This is a genomic window from Microbacterium testaceum (assembly GCF_001476285.1).
GTDB lineage: Bacteria > Actinomycetota > Actinomycetes > Actinomycetales > Microbacteriaceae > Microbacterium > Microbacterium testaceum_B.
Map to the genome: position 1 here is coordinate 1 of NZ_LDRU01000020.1, position 16,124 is coordinate 16,124.

Below are 16,124 nucleotides of genomic sequence, written 5' to 3' on the forward strand. Positions count from 1 at the left end.
CGCAGTACCTGCGCGCGATCTCTCCCCTGCACACGTCCTGATGGGCGGGCCCCTTCCCCTCCGAGACCCCGCCCCCGCCGACGGGCGATTGCCCGATGACCTGACGATCGACCCCGCGACGGACTTCGGCGTGTACCTGCACGTGCCGTTCTGCCGCGTGCGCTGCGGATACTGCGACTTCAACACCTACACCGCGAGCGAGCTCCGCGGAGCGCGGCAAGACGACTTCGCCGACACGCTCGCGTCCGAAGTGCGCCTCGCGGGCAGGGTGATGGATGCCGCAGGCCCGCGCCGCATGGCATCCACGGTGTTCTTCGGCGGAGGCACGCCGACGCTGCTCCCGCCCGGCGACCTCGCGCGGATGCTCGACGCGGTACGCACGGAGTTCGGCATCGCCGACAGCGCCGAGATCACCGTGGAGGCCAACCCCGACACAGTCGACGATGCCGTGATGGAGACGCTGGCGGCCGCCGGGGTGACCCGCGTCTCGGTCGGGATGCAGTCCGCTCGTCCGCACGTCCTGGCCGCCCTCGACCGGACGCACGACCCGGCGAACGTGGCGACCGCGGTGGCCGCCGCGCGCCGAGCCGGCCTCGACGTCTCGCTCGACCTCATCTACGGCGCACCGGGCGAGTCGCTCGACGATTGGCGTGCGTCGCTCGAGGCGGCCTCGGCCCTCGACCCCGACCACATCTCGGCGTACGCCCTCATCGTCGAAGACGGCACGAAGCTCGCGCGACAGATCCGCTCCGGCGCGGTCGCCATGCCGGATGACGACTTGCAGGCCGACATGTACGAGCTCGCCGACGAGTCGCTCTCCGACGCCGGGTACGACTGGTACGAGGTGTCGAACTGGTCGCGGGGCGTGGCCCACCGTTCGCGGCACAACCTCGCCTACTGGCGGGGCACCGACTGGTGGGGCTTCGGCCCCGGCGCCCACAGCCACGTGGCGGGACTCCGCTGGTGGAACGTCAAGCATCCTGCCGCGTACGCGCAGCGTCTGGCCGCCGACGAGTCGCCTGCCGCTGCGCGAGAGCGGCCCGATGAAACGGCTCGACGTCTCGAGTCGGTGCTGCTGCGCAGCCGCATCCGCGAGGGTCTGGCGGTGTCGGAGCTGCACGGCGAGGGCCGTAAGGCCGTGGCCTCCCTCATCGCCGACGGGCTCGTCGAGGGTCCGGATGCCGTGCGCGGGCGCATCGTCCTGACCCGGCGCGGGCGCCTCCTCGCGGATGCCGTCGTGCGGGCCCTGACCGTCTGACTCCACCCGCAGCCGGGCCGAGTCCACGGCATCCGCGAGCCCCCGGCGACGACGCGCGCCGATCCCGTAGAATTGGCACTCACGACTTCGGAGTGCCAAACGGGAGGAGCAGCTCATGGTGTCGGAACGCGGCCTTCAGGTGCTCCGTGCGATCGTGCAGGACTACGTCGACACGCGCGAGCCGGTGGGCAGCAAGGCCATCGTCGATCGTCACGCGTTCGGGGTGTCGGCCGCGACCATCCGCAACGACATGGCGCTGCTCGAAGACGAAGAGCTCATCGTCGCGCCGCACACCTCCTCGGGCCGCGTCCCCACGGACAAGGGGTATCGGGTCTTCGTCGATCACCTCGCCGAGCTGCGTCCCCTCTCGAGCGCGCAGCGCAGCGCCATCACCTCGTTCCTCGACCAGGCGGGCGACCTCGACGACCTGCTCGCACGGACGGTGCGCGCACTGACGCAGTTGACCGGTCAGGTCGCGATCGTGCAGTACCCGTCGTTCGCGCGGGCGAACGTCACTCATGTCGAGCTCGTCGCGCTCGGCGGGCCGCGCGTGCTCGTCATCCTCGTCACCGACACCGGGCGCGTCTCGCAGCGGATCGCGCTCGTCCCGGCCGAACCCGGCGAGCCCGAGATCGTGCAGTTGCGCGCGCGGGTGGGTGCCGTGCTGGTCGGGCGGAGCGTCGCCGACAGCGTCCAGCGAGTGGCCGACGCCCTCGCCGACGGACCGCGCCCGGGCGTCGCCATCGACGCGATCGCCGACGCGGTGCTGCGCGTGGTGGGCGAAGAGCTCGAGGAGTTCCGTCAGGATCGTCTCGTGATGGCGGGAGCGGCGACCCTCGCCAAGCGCGAGCAGGACTTCCGCGGCAGCATCTACCCGCTGCTCGAGGCCATCGAGGAGCAGGTGACGCTCCTGCGCCTCATGAGCGAGATGGTCGCGGACGACAAGGGCCTCTCGGCCAGCATCGGCCGCGAGAACGAGCCGTTCGGTCTCATCGAGGCGTCCGTCCTCGCGAGCCGGTACGACGGCTCCGCCGGCGGCGCGCGGGTGGGTCTGCTCGGCCCCACCCGCATGGACTACTCCTCCAACCTCGCGGCGGTCCGCGCCGTCGCGCACTATCTGACCCGGATGCTCGAAGACGACGACAGTTCCCGCTGACGACGAGCGCGACGAACACCCCGCGACGAGCACCCCACCGAGAACGATCCCGCGCAAGCGGGCAGGAAGGCGACTGTGGCTGACCACTACGAGGTCCTGGGCGTCGAGCGCGACGCCAGCCCCGAAGACATCAAGAAGGCGTACCGACGCCTGGCGCGCCAACTGCACCCCGACGTGAACCCCGGAGAAGACGCGTCCGAGCGCTTCAAGCTCGTCACCCACGCGTACGACGTGCTCAGCGACCCCGAGCAGCGCCGTCGCTACGACATGGGCGGCGACCAGAACCCCTTCGGCGGCGGGGGAGCGGGCGGCTTCGGCGGTTTCAGCGACATCTTCGAGACCTTCTTCGGCGGAGCGCAGGGCGGCGGAGGTCGCGGACCGCGCCCCCGGTCGCGTCGCGAACGCGGCCAGGACGCCCTCGTGCGCGTGACCCTGAGCCTGGGCGACGTCGTGTTCGGTGTGCACCGCGACCTCGAGGTCGACACCGCCGTACTGTGCGAGACGTGCCAGGGCGCCTGCACGGCACCGGGCACGAGCGAGGTCACGTGCGACATCTGCCACGGGTCCGGACACGTGCAGCGCACCGTCCGGAGCCTCCTCGGCAACGTCGTCACCAGCCAGCCCTGCAACGTCTGCCAGGGTCACGGCACGACGATCCCGTACCCGTGCAACACCTGCCAGGGCCAGGGACGCGTGCGCGCGCGGCGCACCGTGTCGGTCGACATCCCGGCCGGCGTCGAGTCGGGGCTGCGCCTGCAGCTCCCGGGCTCGGGCGAGGTCGGCCCCGCGGGCGGCCCCAACGGCGACCTGTACATCGAGGTCACCGTCGAGGCGCACGAGTCGTTCAGCCGTGAGGGCGACGACCTTCTGGCGACGCTCGAGGTCTCGATGCCGGACGCCATCCTCGGCACGACCACGACGATCGAGTCGCTCGACGGGACCGTCGACCTCGAGGTGCGGCCCGGCGTCCAGTCCGGCGACGTGCTGACGATCAAGAACCGCGGCATCACGCCGCTCCGGGGAAGCCAGCGCGGCGACCTCAAGGTCGGTGTGCAGGTGGTCACCCCGACGCGCCTCGATCACAAGGAGCGCGCCCTCATCGAGGAGTTCGCGAAGCGGACGAGGGCTCCGAAGCCCCGCCTCGCCGAGCACCAGCAGGGTATGTTCGCGAAGTTCCGCGACCGTTTCCGGCACTGACCGTGGCTCTGCATTTCGTCACCGACGAAGCGGCATCCGCTCAGCCCGGTGACATCGTCGAACTCACCGGCTCTGAGGCACACCACGCGGCCTCGGTGCGTCGGGTGCGCGTCGATGAGGCCGTGACACTCGGCGACGGGCGGGGCGCGTGGCTTGAGGGCCTGGTGATCGCCGCGTCGCCGAAGCAGGTCGACGTCCGGGTCACCGGCCGCGACGACGTGCCCGCCGCGACGCCGCGCTTCGTCCTCGTCCAGGCCCTCGCCAAGGGCGACCGCGACGAGCTCGCCGTCCAGGCGGCCACCGAGCTCGGCGTCGATGCCATCGTGCCGTGGCAGGCGACACGGAGCGTGTCACGCTGGGATGCCAAGGCCGACAAGGGTCTCGCGCGATGGCGCACGATCGTGCGCGAGGCGGCGAAGCAGGCGCACCGCGCGTGGATCCCCGAGGTCGAGGGGGTCGCGCGCACGGCCGATCTGGTGGAACGCGCCGCGACGGCGCGAGTGCTGGTGCTCGAGCCGTCGGCATCCGATCGCCTCACTGCCGTCGCCACGGAGGCGTCCGACGGTCGCGACGTCGTGCTCGTGGTCGGCCCCGAGGGTGGGATCGCCCCCGATGAGCTCTCCGCGCTCGCGGACGCCGGCGCACGGCTCGTCCGCCTCGGCGACACGGTGCTGCGTACGTCGACGGCCGGCGCCGCGGCGATCTCGGTGCTGTCCGCGGCGCACGGCCGCTGGTGAGCAGCCGTCTCGCGCAACCCGCCTCGCGTGTCGGAGGCCGTCGATAGACTGGATGCCATGAGCGAACCCTCCGTTTTCACGCGCATCCTGCAGGGCGAGATCCCGGCCGAGATCGTGGCCGAGACGGAGAACGTCTTCGCGATCCGCGACATCGCCCCGCAGGCACCGGTGCATCTGCTCGTCATTCCGAAGACCGCGGAATACCGCAACGTGGTCGAGCTGGCGGCGGGCGACCCCGACCTGTTGACCGAAGTCATCGGGCTGGCCAACACGGTGGCCGCCGAGCACGCCGACGGCGATTTCCGTCTCATCTTCAACACCGGCGAGGGCGCCGGTCAGACCGTCTTCCATGTGCACGCCCACGTCCTCGCGGGCGGCCTGAACGAAAAGAGCCTGGGTGGCTGATTCCCCCGAAGAAAACGTCGTCGACCGCATCGAGGTCGATGGCGTCGCCATGGTGCAACTCCTCGGCCCGCAGGATCGTCTCCTGCGCGTGGTTGAGAAAGAGCACCCCGACGTCGACGTGCACGTGCGCGGCAACGAGGTCACGCTGTCCGGAGCGGCGGATGCCGTGCGCGCGGCCCGCGGCCTCGTCGATGAGCTGCTCGCGATGACGCGGTCCGGTCAGGGGCTCGACCCGGCCGACGTGTCGAGTTCGAACCGCATGCTGCGCTCGGACGGGGGCCTGCGTCCGTCCGAGGTGATGGGCGAGGCGATCCTGTCGTCGCGCGGCAAGGTCATCCGCCCGAAGACCGCCGGGCAGAAGGCCTACGTCGACGCGATCGAAGAGAACACCATCGTGTTCGGCATCGGTCCCGCCGGGACGGGCAAGACCTACCTCGCGATGGCGAAGGCCGTGCAGGCGCTGCAGCGCAAAGAGGTCAGCCGCATCATCCTCACCCGCCCGGCCGTCGAAGCGGGCGAGCGTCTGGGCTTCCTGCCCGGCACGCTGACCGACAAGATCGATCCGTACCTCCGGCCGCTCTACGACGCACTCAACGAGATGATGGACCCCGACATCGTCCCCAAGCTCATGGCGACGGGAACCATCGAGGTCGCACCCCTGGCGTACATGCGCGGGCGGACGCTGAACGATTCGTTCGTCGTGCTCGACGAGGCGCAGAACACCACGCCCGAGCAGATGAAGATGTTCCTCACGCGTCTCGGGTTCGGCACGCGCATGGTCGTGACGGGCGACATCACGCAGATCGACCTCCCGCAGGGCGCGTCGGGTCTCCGCCTGGTCACGCGGGTGCTGAGCAACATCGACGACATCCACTTCGCGTACCTGACGAGCGACGACGTCGTTCGTCACACGCTCGTCGGTCGCATCGTCGACGCGTACAGCGAGTACGACGAGAAGCGCCTCGTCGCTCGACGCGAGCGCGACGAAGCCACCGAGTTCGCCAACCGTGCGGAGCGACGCGGCCCCCGTGCCGCGGGTCCCCGCGATCACCTCCCGAGACGAAACCGTTCATGACGATCGAGATCAACAACGAATCCGGCTACGAGATCGATGAGCAGGTCCTGCTGCGTCTGATGGAGTACAACCTCGCCGAGCTCCACGTGAGCGCCGACGCCGACGTCGCCATCGTGCTCGTCGACGAGGGCGCGATGGAGTCGCTCCACGTGCAGTGGATGGACGAGCCCGGGCCCACCGACGTCCTGAGCTTCCCGATGGACGAGCTCCGCCCGGGGTCGGAAGACGCACCGACGCCCGCGGGCCTGCTCGGTGACATCGTGCTGTGCCCCTCCGTGGCCGAAGCGCAGGCCGTGACGGCCAAGCACTCCACCCAGGACGAGCTGATCCTGCTCACCACCCACGGCCTGCTCCACCTCCTCGGCTTCGACCACGCCGAGCCCGACGAGGAGCGCGAGATGTTCGGCCTGCAGCGGGAGCTCATCAGCGGTTTCCAGGCCGTCGAGCGCCGCCGCCGCGCATGACCGAGGCCCTCCTTCTCGTCGCCGCGCTGCTGCTCGTCGCGTTCGGCGGCTTGATGGCGGCATCCGAGGCCGCGCTCGGCGTGACCTCGCGCACCGATCTGCTGGAACTCGGCGCGTCGGGCCGGAACGCCCGGGCTCTGCAGCGCATCGCCGACGACCCGAGCGCCCACATCACGGCCGTCGGCTTCATCCGCGTCCTGGCCGAGACCACCGCGGCGGTGCTGGTGACCGCGGCCTTCGTGCTGCTGTTCGACAACATCTGGCTGGCGGTCGCCGCGGCCGCGGTCCTGATGACGGGGATCTCGTTCGTGGCGGTCGGCGCGAGCCCCCGCTCGGTCGGCCGTCAGCACGCCCGCGGCCTCCTGACCGGGGGAGCACCGCTCATCCGGGGGATGCGCATCATCCTGGGCCCGCTCGCGCACGGCCTGGTGTCGGTCGGCAACCGCGTCACGCCGGGCCTGTCGCAGTCGACGTCGTTCGCGTCCGAGGAGCAGCTGCTCAGCATCATCGACGAGGCCGCCGAGAACGAGCTCATCGAAGAGGACGACCGCGAGCTGATCCACTCGGTGTTCGACTTCACCGACCGCTACGTGCGCGAGGTCATGGTCCCGCGTACCGACATGGTGACCGTGGATGCCGCGGCGACCTCGCGCGAAGCCCTCGCCCTGTTCCTCGAGAAAGGCGTGTCGCGCGTTCCCCTCGCCGACGACGAGGCCGACGACGTCGTGGGCATGCTCTATCTCAAAGACCTGGTCCAGTTCGGCTTCCGCGACGAGGCCGGCTGGCGTGACGCTCCGATCCGGCGCATCGCTCGACCGGCCGTGTTCGTACCCGAGTCCATGAAGGCCGAGACGCTGCTGCAGCAGATGAAGCGCGACGCCGTCCACGTGTGTCTCGCGGTCGACGAATACGGCGGGATCTCCGGCCTGGTCACCCTCGAAGACCTCATCGAAGAGCTCGTGGGTGAGATCGCAGACGAGTACGACGCTCCGTCGACCGAGGTCGTCCCCCTCGACGACGGCCGCTACCGGGTCAACGCGCGACTCGGACTCGACGAGGTCGGCGACCTGTTCGGCCTCGAGCTCGACGACGAAGACGTCGACTCGATCGGTGGCCTTCTGGGCAAGGCTCTCGGCCGTATCCCGCAACCCGGGGCCACGGCCGAGCATTCTGGCCTCGTGATGACCGGGGGAGCCTCGCGGGGCCGCAACCGCGGCATCGCGACGGTCATCGTGGAACGCGCCGAGCCGGAGGACGACGAAAACGACGCGGAGACCGCGCGCGAGAGGAACGACAGATGAGCGACACCCGATCCGGCTTCGTGACCTTCGTGGGGCGACCCAACGTCGGCAAGTCGACGCTGACCAACGCCCTCGTCGGCGAGAAGGTCGCCATCACCAGCGACAAGCCGCAGACCACCCGCCGGGCGATCCGCGGGATCGTCAACCGACCGGGCGGCCAGCTCGTGGTCGTCGACACCCCTGGCATCCATCGTCCGCGGACGCTCCTCGGTCAGCGTCTGAACGACCTCGTCGAGCAGGTGCTGGGTGACGTCGACGTCATCGCGTTCTGCGCACCCGCGACCGAGAAGGTCGGCCCGGGCGATCGACGCATCGCGGAGTCGCTGTCGGGCTACCCGCGCGCGAAGAAGGTCGCGCTGGTGACCAAGACGGACGCCGCGACGCGCGACCAGATCACGGAGCGTCTCGTCGAGGTGGATTCCCTCCGCGAGGACTGGGCCGCGGTGATCCCCCTCTCGGCCGTGACGAACGACCAGCTCGACGTGCTGAGCGACGAGCTGCTGGCCCTCATGCCCGAGGGACCCGCCCTGTACGACGCTGACATCACGACGGACGAGACCCTCGAGGACCGCATCGCCGAGATCATCCGCGAAGCGGCTCTGCACGGTGTGCGCGACGAGCTGCCCCACTCCATCGCCGTCACCATCGACGACGTCGCCCCGCGCGAGGGCAGCGATCTCACCGACGTCTGGGCCAACATCATCGTCGAACGCGACAGCCAGAAGGCGATCATCATCGGCCGCAAGGGCTCGCGTCTCGCCGAGGTCGGCGCGCGAGCACGCGTCGGCATCGAGCCGCTCGTCGGCAGCCGCGTGTACCTCTCGCTGCACGTGCGGGTGGCGAAGGAATGGCAGCGCGACGCGAAGCAGCTCGGCCGCCTCGGTTTCTGAGTCGGCCGACACCCACGACGAGAGGCGTGATCATGGCGCGAAGGTGGACGGCTCCGGCCCCGGGACCTGTCGACACATGGACCTTCGACGAGGTCGACGTGTCCCCGCCCGGCCCGGGCGAGGTGACCGTTCGGGTGCACGCTGCCGGCGTCAATCCCGCGGATGCCAAGCACGTCGCTCGCGCGCGTCCCGGAGCGACATTCCCGGTTCCGATCGGATACGAGCTCTCGGGTGAGGTCCTCGCGATCGGTCCCGACGCGATCGGCGGCTCCGGTGAGCTCGCCGTCGGCGACGAGGTCGTCGCGTTCCGCGTCCAGGGCGCCTATGCGACCGAGATCACCGTGCCGGCGCGCGACGTGTTCGCGAAGCCGTCGACCCTCTCGCACCCCGAGGCCGCCAATCTGCTCCTCGCCGGAACCACCGCCGCCGAGATGATCCAGGTGACCCGGGTCGCGGCCGGTGACACCGTCCTGTTGCACGCCGCCTCGGGCGCCGTGGGCGTGAGTCTGCTCCAGCAGGCGCGCGATCTCGGCGTGCGCGTGATCGGGACGGTGGGTCCGGATGCCGCCGACTCGGCCGCGCGGGTCCGTCGCTACGGCGGCATCCCCGTCGCCTACGGTGACGGGTTGCGCGAGCGCGTGGAAGAGGCCGCCGACGGAGCGCCCATCGCGGCCGCGTGGGACGCGGTCGGCACCGACGAGGCGATCGACGTCTCCCTCGCCCTCGTCTCGGACCGCGATCGGATCGTCACGATCGTCGATCCCGAGCGCGCGAAGAGCGACGGTTTCCTCTGGATCGCCGGAGCGCGACCCGAGAGCGCCCGGTTCCGTGACATCGCGCGGGCGCGGGTGCTCGAGTTGGCGGCATCCGGTGCCCTGGAGGTGCCCGTCGCCCGCACGTATCCGCTCGCCGACGCCGTCGAGGCCGTCCGATTCGTCATGACGGGGCACCCGGGCGGCAAGGTGGCGCTGGTCCCGTGATCGGCTCGCCGTTCGTCCTGCCCCCGGCACCGGAGCGCCTCGAGGTCGTGCGTGAGCGGGTGCGGTTGCGACCGGTCGTCGACGCCGATCTCGAGGCGATGGTGCGCTACCGCGGTGACGCGGATGTGTGCCGCTTCCTGCCCTTCGAGCCGCAGACGGCGGAAGACATCCGCGGACGCATAGGTCATCTCTTCGGGGGCACGAGCCTCGAGGGCGAACGCGGCGGGGTCGTCCTCGCCATCGAACACCTCGCCGACGGCACGGTCATCGGCGACCTCGTGATCTTCCACCTCGATCTACGCGCCGGGTCGGCCGAGATCGGCTGGGTCGTGAGCCCGGCGGCATCCGGTCAGGGCCTTGCGACCGAGGCCGTGCGCGCTCTGATCGACACGGCATTCGCGGTGTACGGGCTGCGTCGTCTGGTCGCCCGCATCGACGCCGACAACGCCCGCTCTCTCGCCCTCGCGGAGCGGGTCGGGATGCGGCGCGAGGCACACCTCGTCGAGAACGAGTGGTTCAAGGGGCGGTGGAGCGACGAGGTCGACTTCGGCATCCTGTCACGCGAATGGGTGACGGGGGAGTGAACGGCCTCGCGCCGGGCTGGTAGGATCGCAGAATGCGCTTCGGTGGTCTGCTTCTTCTTAGCTGCCGCGACGAGTCCTCGATCTAGGGCCATCCTCGTCGCGGAGCTCGTCGTCGGCCCCTCCTGATGCCCTTTCCGGGCGGGAACCACGAACAAGAGAAGCGACACATCATGAAGAACACCCAGAAGCCCACGTCCGCTCCGGTGCACAAGTACCGTCCGTTCCACGAGCAGATCGCGGTCGACCTGCCCGACCGCACGTGGCCGAGCAAGCGCATCGAGGTGGCGCCGCGCTGGTGCGCGGTCGACCTGCGCGACGGCAACCAGGCCCTCATCGACCCGATGAGCCCCGAGCGCAAGCGCGTCATGTTCGACCTGCTCGTGAAGATGGGGTACAAGGAGATCGAGGTCGGTTTCCCGAGCGCGAGCCAGACGGACTTCGACTTCGTCCGTCAGCTGATCGAAGAGAACCTCATCCCCGATGACGTCACGATCCAGGTGCTGACACAGGCGCGCGAGCACCTGATCGCCCGCACGTACGAAGCGATCGCGGGCGCGAAGCAGGCCATCGTCCACCTGTACAACTCCACGTCCGTGCTCCAGCGCGAGGTCGTCTTCCGCACCGACCAGCAGGGCATCGTCGACATCGCCCTCGAGGGTGCGCGCCTGTGCAAGAAGTACGAGGCGACGATCCCCGAGACCGAGGTGTACTACGAGTACTCGCCCGAGAGCTACACGGGCACCGAACTCGAGTTCGCGCTGCGCATCTGCAACGAGGTGCTCGAGGTCTTCCAGCCCACTCCCGAGCGCAAGGTCATCCTGAACCTGCCCGCGACGGTCGAGATGGCGACCCCCAACGTCTACGCCGACTCGATCGAGTGGATGTCGCGGAACCTGAACCACCGCGAGAACGTCATCCTGTCGCTGCACCCGCACAACGATCGCGGCACCGCCGTGGCCGCCGCGGAGCTGGGCTACATGGCCGGCGCCGACCGCATCGAGGGCTGCCTGTTCGGCAACGGTGAGCGCACCGGCAATGTCGACCTGGTCGCCCTGGGCGTCAACCTGCTGACGCAGGGCATCGACCCCCAGATCGACTTCAGCGACATCGACCAGGTCAAGCGCACGGTCGAGTACTGCAACCAACTGCCCGTGCCCGAGCGCAGCCCGTGGGCCGGCGACCTGGTCTTCACCGCGTTCAGCGGTTCGCATCAGGATGCCATCAAGAAGGGCTTCGAGGCGATGGAGGCCCGGGCGGCCGCCGAAGGCAAGCACATCGACGAGATCGAGTGGGCGGTGCCGTACCTGCCCATCGATCCGAAGGACCTGGGCCGCTCGTACGAGGCCGTCATCCGCGTGAACTCGCAGTCCGGTAAGGGTGGCGTCGCGTACCTGCTGAAGGCCGACCACGCGATCGACCTGCCGCGCAAGCTGCAGATCGAGTTCTCGGGCGTCGTCCAGGCCCGCACCGACGCCGAGGGCGGCGAGGTGTCGAGCGACCAGATCTGGGACATCTTCACCGATGAGTACCTGCCCTCGAAGGATGACGACCAGCGCTGGGGCCGCTTCGAACTGCTGTCAACGCGCTCGTCGAGCGACATGTCCGGCGACGTGCACCTCGACGTCACGCTGCGCGACGGCGATTCGGCTCAGCCGGCGTCCGCCGTGGGCAACGGTCCCGTGGCGGCGTTCCTCGAGATCGTCCGCGCCCAGGGGTTCGACGTCACGCTCTACGACTACGTCGAGCACGCGCTGAGCTCGGGCGGAGACGCTCAGGCCGCGGCGTACATCGAGCTGCAGGTCGACGACCAGCGCCTGTGGGGCGTCGGCATCGACAACGACATCTCGACGGCGTCGCTCAAGGCGATCGTTTCGGGCGTGAACCGAGCGATCCGGACGCGTCAGACCAGCGGCGAGCTGGCCGGCGTCTGACGCCGAGCACGAGAGACACGGCCGTGGCCTACGCCCACGGACACCACGAGAGCGTGCTGCGTTCCCACGCGGTACGGACCGTCGCCGATTCGGCGGCCTACCTGGTGTCCTCGCTGTTCGCCGGCGCTCGCATCCTGGATGTGGGCGCCGGCCCCGGCACCATCACCGTCGACCTCGCCGACCGGGTCTTCCCGGGGCAGGTGGTCGGAGTGGATGCCGCCCCCGACGTCGTCGAGATCGCGCGCGCCGCGATCGCAGAGTGCACGAACGTCGAGTTCCGCGTCGACGACGCGTACGCGCTCGACGCCCCCGATGCCTCCTTCGACATCGTCCACGCGCACCAGACGCTCCAGCACCTGGCGCGCCCGGTGGACGCTCTACGGGAGTTCCGTCGTGTCGCCGGCCCCGAGGGCCTCGTGGCCGTGCGTGACGTGGATTACGGCGGGGTGATCTGGCATCCGGTGATCCCCGCTCTGGATGAGTGGCTCGAGATCTATCACGGCGTGCACCGAGGGGTGTCGGGGGAGCCCGACGCCGGTCGGCGCCTCAAAGCGTGGGCTCGCGAAGCCGGGTTCACCCGCATCGAGGCGAGCGCGAGCGTCTGGGTCTTCGACACCGCCGAGAAGCGCGCGTGGTGGGGCGGGATGTGGGCCGACCGCGTGCTCGCGTCGGCGTTCGCCGGGCACGCGCGCCGACTCGGCCTCGCCGACGACGCCCAGCTCCAGCGCATCTCCGACGCGTGGCGCGAGTGGGCCGCCCACCCCGACGGATGGATCCTCCTCCCGCACGGCGAGGTGCTCGCCCGGGCGTGAGCGGGCGGGCGCCCTTGTCACCAGGCGACGGTCGCCCCGTGTCGGTCGAGATAGCGAAGTCCCGGCGTGCCGCGCTGCGCTTCGACCGTGTCGACGAGCGGCGGGACGGCTTCGTCGATTTCGAGACCGGCCCCCTCGCCGCCCATGTCGGTGCGAATCCACCCCGGGGCGAGGAGCAGCAGCGTCCGCCCCTCGGAAGCGCGACGTGCCGCGTAGCTGCGCATGAGCTGGTTCAGTGCCGCTTTCGAAGCGCGGTAGACCTCGAATCCACCCGTCGTGTTGTTGGTCACGCTTCCCTGTCCCGACGACATGACGGCGATCGTGCCGCCCGGCGACACGCGGTCCGCCAGACGCTCGACGGTGCGCATGACACCGAGAGCGTTCGTCGTCATCGTGCGGACGAAGTCTTCGGTCGAGATGTCGGCCGCGGCCTCGTCGACCGGCGCGAGGGAGACACCGGCGACGACGAACAGGAGGTCGACGGTGCGCTCACCGAGCCGCGTCGCGAGCGCGTCGATCTGCGCCGGATCGTCGACGTCCACGCGTTCGATCTCGACCGTGTCCGGGTGATCGTGCCGCAGCGCCGAGAGGGCTGGAGCGCTCTCGCCGCGTGCTGTCGCGATGACTCGGGCTCCCCGCGCCGCGTACTGCCTCGCGATTGCGAGACCGAGGCCCCGCGACGCGCCGATGATCAGCACCGACGAGTGCCTCGACGTTTCCTTCGGATCCATGGCAACCTCCACTCAACATGTGTTGAGAGAAACGATACGCCTTCGCTCATCGCTTGTAGAGTGAAAGCATGAAGTCCCCTGTTTCCCGGGCCGAACGTCGGGCGGCCACCGTCGACCGCATCCTGGACGCCGCGCGTCGTGAGTTCGGCGACCGGGGGAAGGACGGTGCGACGATACGAGCGATCGCCGGACGAGCGGGAGTCGACCCCTCTCTCGTGATGCAGCACTTCGGCAGCAAGCAGGAACTCTTCGAACTCGCCGTCACCCCGGTCGCCGAACTCGACGGCGACGACGTCCCGGGGCACCTCGCCGACGTGCTCGACGTCCGTCTCCGCGAGCTTCCGCCCGCGACGCGAGCGCTGCTGCGATCGATGCTCACCTCGCCCGATGCCGCGCGCGCGATGAGCGCCCACCTCCAGGGTCGGGCCGAACGACTCACCGCCGTCGCGGCCACGGATGACGCTCCGCTGCGCGCTGCGGTCCTGGTCGCGAGCATCCTCGGGGTCACGATCGCGCGGCACTTCCTCGACCTGCCGGAGATCCGTCTCGCCGATCCCGAGGACGTGGCTCGGATCCTGAGCACCATCCTCCCCACCGACGAGTAATGCGAGGATGAGGCCGTGCCCCACGTCGCCGCCCTCTACCGCTACCCCGTCAAAGGCTTCACCCCTGAGCGCCGTCCCCACCTGGTGATCCAGGACGACGGACGCGTCCAGGGCGACCGTGCTCTCGTGTTCCGCTTCGCCGATGCCACCGAGCCGGAGGACGCGACATTCCCGAAGAGCCGCGGGCTCGCGCTCATGACTTTCCCCACCCTCGCGCGGATCGCGCTCACCTACAACGACGAGAAACAGACGCTGCGCCTACGAGTCGACGACGTCGACATCGAGACCGACCTCGGTGAGCAGGGGCGTGCTCGGCTCGCGGATGCCGTCACGACCTACCTCCGCTCGACCTCCGACGCACGGCTCCTCGACGCCGAGGGCGTCCTGCCGCTCGGGCTCATCGGCGACGGTCGGACCGCGCGTTTCCAGGACCGCCCGCAGGGTTACATCTCCCTCCACGGGGAAGCATCTGTCGCAGAACTGGATGCCGCGGTGTCGGCGCCCGTCGACGATCGCCGCTTCCGATCCAACATCGTCGTGTCGGGCTCGCCGGCCTGGGCGGAATTGGGGTGGCAGGGACGGATCAGCATCGGCGAGGTCGTCTTCGACGTCCAGAAGCCGATCGAGCGCTGCGCCGCGATCACCGCCAACCCCGACTCCGGCGTACGGGACGCGCGGCTCCTCCGCGTGTTGACGACCGAGTTCGGGCAAGACGCCCCGACGCTCGGCATCCTGCTCCTCCCCGCGGAGGGCGGCGGAATCATCCGAGAAGGCGACGAGGTGCGCGTGGAGGCGCGCTGACGAGGGTCGTGTTCTATCGAGGCGCGTCGTCGTCGGTCCGGATGATCGGGATGCCGGTCGTCTCGACCGCGACCTTGCGGCGGTAGAGCTTTCGCTGCTCGGGGAGCGAGAGATCGAAGATCACGGCCAGGACGCGGACGATCGTGGTGACCATCAGGCCGACCACCGCCGCGACGGGGAGGGGCACGCCGAACGCGGCCGCCGTCGCCACCACCGCGCATCCGCCACCCGCCGCGACCGCGTAGAGCGAGCCGACGTGCATGATGGCGACGGGCAGGCCCATGAGCACGTCGCGCAGGACGCTTCCGCCCACGGCCGCGAGCACGCCGACGAACACCGCCGGAACGGCCGGCAGCCCCAGGGCGAGCGCTTTACTCGTGCCGAACACGCCGAACAGACCGATGACGACCGCGTCGAGCATGACGATCGCGCGGTTCAGTCTCTGGAACAGCCCCGACAGGAGCATCCCGACGAGGGCCGCAACGGTCGCGGTGATCAGGTACCAGTTGTTCTGCAGAGTGGCCGGGGTGAGGCCGAGCAGTAAGTCGCGGATGAGACCGCCGCCCATTCCGAGCAGGATGCCGATGATCGCGACGCCGAGGAGGTCGAGCCGTCGCTGGCCCTGGAATCCCGAGGCGAACAGAGCACCCTGCACTCCACCCAACGCGACCGCGGTGAGGTCGGCCCACAGCGGGATGATGAAGACGGGCGGGTTCACGGCATCCATTCTCCGCGACCCGACGAAAAGAACCGGCTCGCGGCCACCCGTGTCGTGGGGGCGCGAGCCGGTTCTTACGCGAGGCGTCTCGCGTCGCCGTGGGGGAGGCTCAGGAGCCGCCACCCGCCGAGAAGATGTTCTGCGAGATGGAGTTGAGCTGCGTGCGCAGCTCTTCGAGCTCCTGCTTGGCCTTGTCGAGCGCAGCCTTGGTCTCGGGCCAGGTGGAGCCGCGGAACTGGGCGGCGAGGGGGCCGTCCCAGACGTTCGGGTCCGACAGGATGCGGCCCTGGGCGTCGAGCTGCGAGATCTGGTCGGTGAAGCCCCCGTTCACGATCGACTGGATCTGCTGGATGGCCGACTTGGCCTGCTCGGTAGAAAGAACGCGCGACATCATTTCCCCTTTTGCTTCGCGCGGCGCACCCACTGCACGCCGTTCATGACGACACGACGATAAACAACCTCGCGGGAGGTGTCCAGGT

Annotated in this window: 18 protein-coding genes; 15 read left to right on the forward strand and 3 right to left on the reverse strand. The window is 69.7% G+C overall.

Annotation, left to right across the window (positions count from 1 at the left end; genetic code table 11):
- Positions 1-40 precede the first annotated feature (40 nt).
- From hemW to NS283_RS03980, 13 genes are all read left to right on the forward strand, one after another.
- On the forward strand, positions 41-1,258 hold the full coding sequence (gene hemW, locus NS283_RS03920; RefSeq protein WP_058595583.1) for a radical SAM family heme chaperone HemW: 1,218 nt from the start codon (positions 41-43) through the stop codon (positions 1,256-1,258).
- Between the two features lie 115 nt (positions 1,259-1,373).
- Entirely contained in the window at positions 1,374-2,414 is a 1,041-nt protein-coding gene (hrcA, locus tag NS283_RS03925) for a heat-inducible transcriptional repressor HrcA (protein ID WP_058595584.1), read from the forward strand.
- 75 nt (positions 2,415-2,489) lie between these two features.
- Positions 2,490-3,611, forward strand: a complete 1,122-nt coding sequence (gene dnaJ, locus NS283_RS03930; protein WP_058595585.1) for a molecular chaperone DnaJ — start codon at positions 2,490-2,492, stop codon at positions 3,609-3,611.
- A 2-nt stretch (positions 3,612-3,613) separates the two neighbouring features.
- Entirely contained in the window at positions 3,614-4,348 is a 735-nt protein-coding gene (locus NS283_RS03935; RefSeq protein WP_058595586.1) for a 16S rRNA (uracil(1498)-N(3))-methyltransferase, read from the forward strand.
- Between the two features lie 57 nt (positions 4,349-4,405).
- Positions 4,406-4,753: an HIT domain-containing protein gene (locus NS283_RS03940; RefSeq protein ID WP_058595587.1), complete on the forward strand. Its 348-nt coding sequence runs from the start codon at positions 4,406-4,408 to the stop codon at positions 4,751-4,753.
- Between the two features lie 49 nt (positions 4,754-4,802).
- On the forward strand, positions 4,803-5,828 hold the full coding sequence (locus NS283_RS03945) for a PhoH family protein (RefSeq protein ID WP_241492185.1): 1,026 nt from the start codon (positions 4,803-4,805) through the stop codon (positions 5,826-5,828).
- Positions 5,825-6,292 carry an rRNA maturation RNase YbeY gene (ybeY, locus tag NS283_RS03950; protein WP_058595589.1) on the forward strand — a complete coding sequence of 156 codons (468 nt, stop codon included), beginning with the start codon at positions 5,825-5,827 and terminating at the stop codon, positions 6,290-6,292. The genes NS283_RS03945 and ybeY overlap by 4 nt, the downstream gene beginning before the upstream one ends.
- A complete protein-coding gene (locus NS283_RS03955; protein ID WP_058595590.1) occupies positions 6,289-7,593 on the forward strand; it encodes a hemolysin family protein in 1,305 nt (434 codons plus the stop codon). Before ybeY ends, NS283_RS03955 begins: the two co-directional genes overlap by 4 nt.
- Positions 7,590-8,483, forward strand: a complete 894-nt coding sequence (era, locus tag NS283_RS03960; RefSeq protein ID WP_058595591.1) for a GTPase Era — start codon at positions 7,590-7,592, stop codon at positions 8,481-8,483. The genes NS283_RS03955 and era overlap by 4 nt, the downstream gene beginning before the upstream one ends.
- Positions 8,484-8,515: 32 nt before the next feature.
- A complete protein-coding gene (locus NS283_RS03965) occupies positions 8,516-9,463 on the forward strand; it encodes a quinone oxidoreductase family protein (RefSeq protein ID WP_058595715.1) in 948 nt (315 codons plus the stop codon).
- On the forward strand, positions 9,460-10,047 hold the full coding sequence (locus NS283_RS03970) for a GNAT family N-acetyltransferase (protein ID WP_206542537.1): 588 nt from the start codon (positions 9,460-9,462) through the stop codon (positions 10,045-10,047). The genes NS283_RS03965 and NS283_RS03970 overlap by 4 nt, the downstream gene beginning before the upstream one ends.
- A gap of 170 nt (positions 10,048-10,217) precedes the next feature.
- Positions 10,218-11,978 carry a 2-isopropylmalate synthase gene (leuA, locus tag NS283_RS03975; RefSeq protein WP_058595592.1) on the forward strand — a complete coding sequence of 587 codons (1,761 nt, stop codon included), beginning with the start codon at positions 10,218-10,220 and terminating at the stop codon, positions 11,976-11,978.
- A gap of 23 nt (positions 11,979-12,001) precedes the next feature.
- A complete protein-coding gene (locus NS283_RS03980) occupies positions 12,002-12,790 on the forward strand; it encodes a methyltransferase domain-containing protein (protein ID WP_058595593.1) in 789 nt (262 codons plus the stop codon).
- Positions 12,791-12,807: 17 nt separating this feature from the next.
- Here the strand turns inward: NS283_RS03980 and NS283_RS03985 are convergent, their stop codons facing one another.
- Positions 12,808-13,521: an SDR family NAD(P)-dependent oxidoreductase gene (locus NS283_RS03985; protein WP_058595594.1), complete on the reverse strand. Its 714-nt coding sequence runs from the start codon at positions 13,519-13,521 to the stop codon at positions 12,808-12,810.
- 68 nt (positions 13,522-13,589) lie between these two features.
- On the opposite strand from NS283_RS03985, the gene NS283_RS03990 reads away from it, so the two are divergent.
- Positions 13,590-14,126, forward strand: coding sequence for a TetR/AcrR family transcriptional regulator (locus tag NS283_RS03990; RefSeq protein WP_058595595.1), 537 nt, complete (start codon positions 13,590-13,592; stop codon positions 14,124-14,126).
- A 15-nt stretch (positions 14,127-14,141) separates the two neighbouring features.
- A complete protein-coding gene (locus tag NS283_RS03995) occupies positions 14,142-14,927 on the forward strand; it encodes an MOSC domain-containing protein (RefSeq protein ID WP_058595596.1) in 786 nt (261 codons plus the stop codon).
- A 13-nt stretch (positions 14,928-14,940) separates the two neighbouring features.
- Here the strand turns inward: NS283_RS03995 and NS283_RS04000 are convergent, their stop codons facing one another.
- Positions 14,941-15,645: a trimeric intracellular cation channel family protein gene (locus NS283_RS04000; protein WP_153003276.1), complete on the reverse strand. Its 705-nt coding sequence runs from the start codon at positions 15,643-15,645 to the stop codon at positions 14,941-14,943.
- Positions 15,646-15,754: 109 nt separating this feature from the next.
- Complete coding sequence (locus tag NS283_RS04005; protein ID WP_081317249.1) at positions 15,755-16,036, reverse strand: pyrophosphorylase; 282 nt, start codon at positions 16,034-16,036, stop codon at positions 15,755-15,757.
- Positions 16,037-16,124 lie beyond the last annotated feature (88 nt).

What these genes read in the sequence shown, in the direction of transcription:
- hemW (WP_058595583.1), top strand. Translation starts at nt 41, where the DNA reads ATGGGCGGGCCCCTTCCCCTCCGAGACCCCGCCCCCGCCGACGGGCGA.
- NS283_RS03955 (WP_058595590.1), top strand. Translation starts at nt 6,289, where the DNA reads ATGACCGAGGCCCTCCTTCTCGTCGCCGCGCTGCTGCTCGTCGCGTTC.
- NS283_RS03985 (WP_058595594.1), bottom strand. Translation starts at nt 13,521, where the DNA reads ATGGATCCGAAGGAAACGTCGAGGCACTCGTCGGTGCTGATCATCGGC.
- hrcA (WP_058595584.1), top strand. Translation starts at nt 1,374, where the DNA reads ATGGTGTCGGAACGCGGCCTTCAGGTGCTCCGTGCGATCGTGCAGGAC.
- NS283_RS04005 (WP_081317249.1), bottom strand. Translation starts at nt 16,036, where the DNA reads ATGTCGCGCGTTCTTTCTACCGAGCAGGCCAAGTCGGCCATCCAGCAG.
- leuA (WP_058595592.1), top strand. Translation starts at nt 10,218, where the DNA reads ATGAAGAACACCCAGAAGCCCACGTCCGCTCCGGTGCACAAGTACCGT.
- ybeY (WP_058595589.1), top strand. Translation starts at nt 5,825, where the DNA reads ATGACGATCGAGATCAACAACGAATCCGGCTACGAGATCGATGAGCAG.
- NS283_RS03940 (WP_058595587.1), top strand. Translation starts at nt 4,406, where the DNA reads ATGAGCGAACCCTCCGTTTTCACGCGCATCCTGCAGGGCGAGATCCCG.
- NS283_RS03990 (WP_058595595.1), top strand. Translation starts at nt 13,590, where the DNA reads ATGAAGTCCCCTGTTTCCCGGGCCGAACGTCGGGCGGCCACCGTCGAC.
- NS283_RS03965 (WP_058595715.1), top strand. Translation starts at nt 8,516, where the DNA reads ATGGCGCGAAGGTGGACGGCTCCGGCCCCGGGACCTGTCGACACATGG.
- NS283_RS03945 (WP_241492185.1), top strand. Translation starts at nt 4,803, where the DNA reads ATGGTGCAACTCCTCGGCCCGCAGGATCGTCTCCTGCGCGTGGTTGAG.
- era (WP_058595591.1), top strand. Translation starts at nt 7,590, where the DNA reads ATGAGCGACACCCGATCCGGCTTCGTGACCTTCGTGGGGCGACCCAAC.